Raw genomic sequence first — 6,671 nt, 5'->3', positions numbered from 1 at the left:
TATACAAGAACTATATGGCGGGCTAGCAATACTTGGGATGCTTACAATAATTCGTTTAATACATAATTTAACAGACATTACTTATGGAAACCCTGAAGAAAATTAATTTGATTAATGGCGAATTTAATTCGTTTGAAGCTCGTGAAATCTTATTGGATATGTGTAATAAAAACATCAATTTCAATAAGATACAAAATTTTAGTTCTCAGATTCGTTATGGAGAAGATGATGAAAAAGCACTTTGTAGAATTGATCAATTACGAGAAAGTGTAGCTCATATTTCAGAAATTCTAGAAGAAGCTAAAGCACACAATAAAAAATTAAAAATAAAATCGTTTATCGAAATTGAGTATGAAGACTAAACCTGATTTTTTTTCTGGACGTCGTTTGCTCATTGTAACAAAACATGAAAAGGAAGCTGTTATTGCTCCTTTACTTGAAAAAGCTCTTGGCGTCACTTGTTTTGTGACGGAAGACTTTGACACCGATAGTTTAGGCACATTTTCAGGAGAAATTGATCGAAAAGATGATGCTTTAACTACGCTCAGAAAAAAATGTTGGGAAGGAATGCAAGCAGAAGGATTTGATTTAGCGATAGCAACTGAAGGTTCCTTTGGAAATCATCCCACTGTATTTTTTGCTCCTGCTAATGACGAATTGATCATGCTAGTTGACCAAAAACACAATCTCGAAATTGTAGAACGTTTTTTGAGCATGGAAACCAATTTTGATAGTTCGGAAATTCATACTCGAGATGAGTTAAAAGCTTTTTTAGATAAAGTACAATTTCCTTCGCATGGTGTTATTTTGAAAAATGCTGCTGAAAATTGGACTAAAATTTATAAAAATATTACCGATTATGATTTGGTTGAAACCAAATTTGATGAAATAATTGCTTCTAGTAATTCGTGTTTCATAGAAACGGACATGCGTGCTATGTACAATCCAACCCGAATGAAGATTATAAATGATGTTAGTTTTAGGTTAATTAACAAGTTGCACTCGGTTTGTCCCGAATGCCTATATCCCGGCTTTGGCGTGGTTGGTGCCGAAGCCGGTTTGTTATGTAGTAGTTGTTCTATGCCAACACGTTCAACTTCGGTGCATATTTATAAATGCCAACATTGTAATTACGAGTCTAAAGTTTTATATCCAAATGGGAAGAAAACCGAAGACCCAATGTATTGCGATTTTTGTAACCCATAAAATATGATAAGTACAGATATTAATTTAGCGGTTCAACATCTTAACGATAATGGAATTATAGGTTTTCCAACAGAAACCGTTTACGGATTGGCAGGAAACGCATTTGAAACCGAAGCCATTCATAAAATATTTGATGTAAAAAAACGTCCTACTTTTAACCCCTTAATCGTTCACATTAAAGGAATTGAAGATTTAGAACAGGTTGCACAAGAAATTCCGCCAATGGCTTATGAATTAGCAAATGCTTTTTGGCCAGGACCATTGACATTCATTTTAAAAAAGCAACCTTATATTCCAGACTTACTCACTGCAAATCAAGATACCGTAGCGGTTCGTGTCCCAAATCATCCTGTGGCTTTGGAGCTTTTAAGACATTTAGATTTTCCTTTGGTCGCTCCAAGTGCAAATCCTTTTACTAGTATAAGTCCAACAAGCGCTGAACATGTTGAAAATTACTTTGGAAATCAAATCAATATGGTTTTGGATGGTGGAGAATGTTCCGCTGGAATCGAATCTACGATTATTGGATTTGAAAATAATAGAGTAGTGGTGTATCGTTTGGGAGCATTAGCTTTAGAAGAAATCGAAAAAGTTTCAGGAAGTGTTACCTTACTAAACAAGAAAGAAAAGCAACCGATTGCTCCAGGAATGTTACTTAAGCACTATTCTCCAAAAACGGATTTTATCCTAACTCGAAATGTTCAAGAAGAATTAGATTGGTATTCTGATAAGAAAATTGGATTGCTTCTTTACAATTCTTTCATGCCTGATTTTGAGAGAAAAAATCAAATCGTTTTATCAGAGGAAAGCGATTTAAAAATTGCGGCATCCAAATTATACCATGCGATGCATAAATTAGATAAAATGAATTTGGATTTAATAATTGCCGAACGTTTGCCTGAATACGGTTTAGGAATTTCTATCAACGATAGATTAGAACGAGCTTCAAAAAAATAACACAACAATTAAAAATTAAAAAATGGATTTAAATTTATTATTAGAGAATTTAACAAACCCCGCTTTACTGTATTTTATCTTAGGTATTATTGCTGTTTACTTAAAAAGCGATTTAGAAATACCCAATAATTCTTCAAAATTTATTTCGCTGTATTTACTTTTTGCTATTGGATTTAAAGGAGGGCAAGAATTATCGCATGAAACCATAAATAGTGAAGTCATTTGGTCGATGCTGTTTGGAATTTCGATTGCCATTATAATTCCACTTTATACTTTCTTTATCTTGAAACGTAAATTGAATGTATATGATGCGGGAGCCATTGCGGCTGCTTATGGTTCGATTAGTGCTGTAACATTTGTAACGGCGGTTTCCTATTTAGAATCGCATCAATTAGAGTTACACGGATATATGGTAGCTATAATGGCGCTAATGGAATCGCCTGCAATTATTGTGGGGTTGGTATTGATTTCTATTTTTAATAAAGAGCAAACGCAAAAGATTAATAAAACTGAAATTCTTCGTCATTCTTTCACCAATGGGAGTGTATTGCTAATTTTAGGAAGTTTGGTCATCGGATATTTAACTAGTGCCAAAGAAGCACAAGGAATTCAACCTTTTACAAATGATTTATTCAAAGGGTTTTTAGCAATATTTTTATTAGACATGGGAATTACTAGCGGTAAAAAATTGAAATCTTTCTTCGCTCATGGCTGGTTTCCGTTTGCATTTGCTTTACTGATTCCATTAGTAAACGGTAGTGTTTTTGCTTGGTTAAGTGGTTTTGTTACTGACGATATTTCAAATCGATTTATCTTTTCTATACTTGCGGCTAGTGCATCTTATATCGCAGTTCCAGCAGCAATGAAAATAACAGTTCCGAAAGCTAATCCAGGGTTGTTTTTACCAATGGCATTAGCGATAACGTTTCCTGTAAATATTACTATTGGAATGCCGATTTACTTTTACATTGTGCAACATTTTTAAATTTTAATTGAATTGATTTTTAAGTATTTAATCGTTTTTTGAGATATAAAATAGATTTAAAGTTTTTTTATTTCTAGGAAAATAGTACATTCGATAAACTTTAAAACAAAATTTTATGAACTCTGAAAACAATGTAGTGGTTTCTTATGCAACTGATGCAGATAGAGCTACCTTTTTTAAAAAGACGTATAGTCATGTTGCGTATGCAATTTTAGCATTCATGCTAGTAGAATCAATTTTATTACGAATTGTTCCAATGGAATGGATTTTAATGATGATGGGCGGAAAATTTGTATGGTTGTTTATTTTAGGATTATTTTGGTTAGGTTCTACCTTATCAGACCGATTGGTTTTTCATCCAGATAGAGACAAACAATATTTAGGCTTAGGTTTATATGTTTTACTTGAAGCAATTATTTTCTTACCAATGATTGCTATGGCTGTTTTATATTCTGGTAGCGAAATGATTATGCAAGCTGCGATTATCACTTTGTTCATGTTTTCAGGATTAACTGCGGTAGTTTTTATGACAAAAACTGATTTCTCATTCTTAAGAACAGCAATCACTATCGGTGGTTTTGTAGCTTTAGGAGTTATTGTTGTAGGCGCTATTTTCGGATTTAATTTAGGATTATGGTTTTCTGTTGGGATGGTGGTATTAGCTTCTGCTAGTATTTTATATCAAACAAGTCAAATTAAGGACCAATTCAGTACAGACCAATACGTGGGAGCTTCATTACAATTGTTCGCTTCGATTATGTTATTGTTCTGGTATATTTTAAGAATATTAATGAGTAGAAAATAATTGATTTTCAATACATATTTAAAACCCTGAAATACTAAATTTCAGGGTTTTTCGTTTTAAAGCAATAATTTGTTTTATGCGAATAGTTTTACTTTTAGTTAGCTTATTTTTATTTTCTTGTCAATCCAACGAAACCAAACAATTAACCGTTGGCATTCAGCCTTATGGTATATTTCCAGAAGCTAAAACAGATACAATAGCTAAAACAATTGCCGATTTTTATCAGATTAAAACTGTTGTTCTTCCTTCCAAAGAATTATATAAAGAAGCTTTTACAGAAGTTAAATCACCACGCTATCGTGCAGATAAAATGATTAATCTACAAAAAAAGAACAAAGTAGATTCTTTAGATTTTGTACTGGGATTAACTTCAAAAGACATTTCTGTAACCAAAAAAGATAAATGGGGAAAAATAAAAACCCCAACCTACAAATATGCTGATTGGGGAATTATGGGTTTGGCGTATTGCCCTGGAAATAGTTGTATTGTTTCGACTTTTAGGATTCAACATCCCAACTCAAAAACGCATTTTACACGTTTTAAAAAAGTAGCCGTTCATGAATTCGGACATAATTTAGGATTATCTCACTGTCCAGACAAAACTTGTGTTATGACTGATGCTGTGGAAAGCCTAAAAACTATTGATAATGCTAAATTAGCATTGTGTAAAAAATGCAAAAACATGCTAAATTAAAGTATAGATTTAAAATTGATTATAGCAAAAATATTTCTTTAATAATTCAAATAAAAAAAGCAAATTTATTTGTTTGAATTTCTAAATTTAAGTCAAATCTTCTCTTTTTTCTCTTTTTTAGATCAATTTATCGTCTATTATATAATCTCTTTCAGTTTTTTTTCATCCACTTATTCTTAAAAGGGCAACACTTAAACTTGTCTAATAGACAACTATTAAGTTAGCCTATCATTTTATTCTTTCTTTATGGTTTTTGGATAATTTTAACAAACAATATTTAAGAGTTTAAGTACACTTTTTGTCTTCTCATAACTAACTCTAAGAAACTTAAATTAAAAGTTAAAAACCTCAAAAACAAATCAATATGAAGAAATTATTACTCATTGGAGCGTGTTTGGCTATAACACAAATATATGCTCAAGAATCGATTTTATCCTCGGGAGGAAATTCCTCAGGTGCTAACGGTAATGTAAGCTATTCCGTAGGGCAGCTATTTTACAAAACAGTTAATGGAGGTACCGCTTATTTATCGCCAGGTGTAGAACAACCATTTGAAATTCAGACTGTATTGGGATCAGATAATTTTAATATTAGTTTAGAACTATCTGTTTATCCTAACCCAACAACAGATAAAATTTACTTAAAAGTAAAAGAATCCAGTTTTGAATCTCTTCAATATCAAATGTTTGATATCAATGGAAGATTGATAGAGAATAATAAAATCTATGATAATTTAACAATAGTTCAAATGGATAAATATCCAGAGGCAATTTATTTGTTGAAAGTTATAGACAAAGGAAAAGAGGTAAAAACTTTTAAAATCATAAAAAAACTAACCAATTAAATTAATAAATTATGAAAAAAATATACTATTTGGTATTGCTGTTATTTGTTTCTCTAGCAGCATTTTCACAGAGTCAGAATTATATGAGTTACCAAGCGGTAATAAGAAATTCTTCAAACAATTTGATTACTAATCAAGCCGTTGGAATGAGAATTAGCGTTTTACAAGGTTCTGTCGTTGGTACAGAAGTTTATGTAGAAACACAGACTCCTATTTCAAACATTAACGGATTAATTACATTAGAAATAGGTAATGGAACTCCAACAATTGGTACTTATAATACAATAAATTGGGCAAATGGTCCTTATTTTATTAAAACAGAAACAGATCCTACAGGCGGTAATTCATATACAATTGTTGGTGTATCTCAATTAATGAGTGTTCCTTATGCGCTATATGCATTAAATTCAGGAAGCTCAATAGCAGGTCCAATGGGTCCTCAAGGTCCAGCAGGTAATGACGGTTTAGATGGAGCTACAGGTCCAATGGGTCCTCAAGGTCCAGCAGGTAATGATGGATTAGACGGAGCAACAGGCCCAATGGGTCCACAAGGTCCAGCAGGATTAAACGGTGTTGATGGAATAAATGGATTAGACGGAGCAACAGGTCCAATGGGTCCTCAAGGTCCAGCAGGTAATGATGGATTAGACGGAGCAACAGGCCCAATGGGTCCACAAGGTCCAGCAGGATTAAATGGTGTTGATGGAATTAATGGATTAGATGGAGCAACAGGTCCGATGGGTCCACAAGGTCCAGCAGGATTAAACGGTGTTGATGGAATAAATGGATTAGACGGAGCAACAGGCCCAATGGGTCCACAAGGTCCAGCAGGAAATGATGGATTAGATGGAGCTACAGGTCCAATGGGTCCACAAGGTCCAGCAGGTAACGATGGTTTAGACGGAGCAACAGGTCCAATGGGTCCACAAGGTCCAGCAGGTAATGATGGTTTAGACGGAGCAACAGGTCCGATGGGTCCTCAAGGTCCAGCAGGTAATGATGGTTTAGATGGAGCAACAGGTCCAATGGGTCCTCAAGGTCCAGCAGGTAACGATGGTTTAGACGGAGCAACAGGCCCAATGGGTCCACAAGGTCCAGCAGGAAATGATGGATTAGATGGAGCTACAGGTCCAATGGGTCCACAAGGTCCAGCAGGTAACGATGGTTTAGACGGAGCAAC

General features: G+C 33.9%; 7 protein-coding genes and 1 pseudogene. All 8 read left to right on the top strand.

All coding sequences use genetic code 11. The annotated features are described in order from the left end of the window. Positions 1-83 precede the first annotated feature (83 nt). Positions 84-362, top strand: a complete 279-nt coding sequence (locus L6Q46_RS11650; RefSeq protein ID WP_111565860.1) for a hypothetical protein — start codon at positions 84-86, stop codon at positions 360-362. Continuing rightward, entirely contained in the window at positions 352-1,206 is an 855-nt protein-coding gene (locus L6Q46_RS11645) for a DUF6671 family protein (RefSeq protein ID WP_291284446.1), read from the top strand. Before L6Q46_RS11650 ends, L6Q46_RS11645 begins: the two co-directional genes overlap by 11 nt. A 3-nt stretch (positions 1,207-1,209) precedes the next feature. Next, positions 1,210-2,163: an L-threonylcarbamoyladenylate synthase gene (locus L6Q46_RS11640; protein ID WP_291284445.1), complete on the top strand. Its 954-nt coding sequence runs from the start codon at positions 1,210-1,212 to the stop codon at positions 2,161-2,163. 22 nt (positions 2,164-2,185) lie between these two features. Further along, a complete protein-coding gene (locus L6Q46_RS11635; RefSeq protein WP_291284444.1) occupies positions 2,186-3,148 on the top strand; it encodes a sodium-dependent bicarbonate transport family permease in 963 nt (320 codons plus the stop codon). Positions 3,149-3,263: 115 nt separating this feature from the next. Next, on the top strand, positions 3,264-3,953 hold the full coding sequence (locus L6Q46_RS11630; RefSeq protein WP_291284443.1) for a Bax inhibitor-1 family protein: 690 nt from the start codon (positions 3,264-3,266) through the stop codon (positions 3,951-3,953). Positions 3,954-4,029: 76 nt separating this feature from the next. After that, positions 4,030-4,647, top strand: coding sequence for a matrixin family metalloprotease (locus tag L6Q46_RS11625; RefSeq protein WP_291284442.1), 618 nt, complete (start codon positions 4,030-4,032; stop codon positions 4,645-4,647). A gap of 364 nt (positions 4,648-5,011) precedes the next feature. Next, on the top strand, positions 5,012-5,491 hold the full coding sequence (locus L6Q46_RS11620) for a T9SS type A sorting domain-containing protein (RefSeq protein WP_291284441.1): 480 nt from the start codon (positions 5,012-5,014) through the stop codon (positions 5,489-5,491). An 11-nt stretch (positions 5,492-5,502) separates the two neighbouring features. Then, positions 5,503-6,671: pseudogene (locus tag L6Q46_RS11615) on the top strand (hypothetical protein); the annotation flags it as partial.

This window comes from Flavobacterium sp. (assembly GCF_023151265.1).
Taxonomy (GTDB): Bacteria; Bacteroidota; Bacteroidia; order Flavobacteriales; family Flavobacteriaceae; genus Flavobacterium.
The sequence above is the reverse complement of the archived record's forward strand: the minus strand, read 5'-3'. Positions and strand labels throughout refer to the sequence as shown.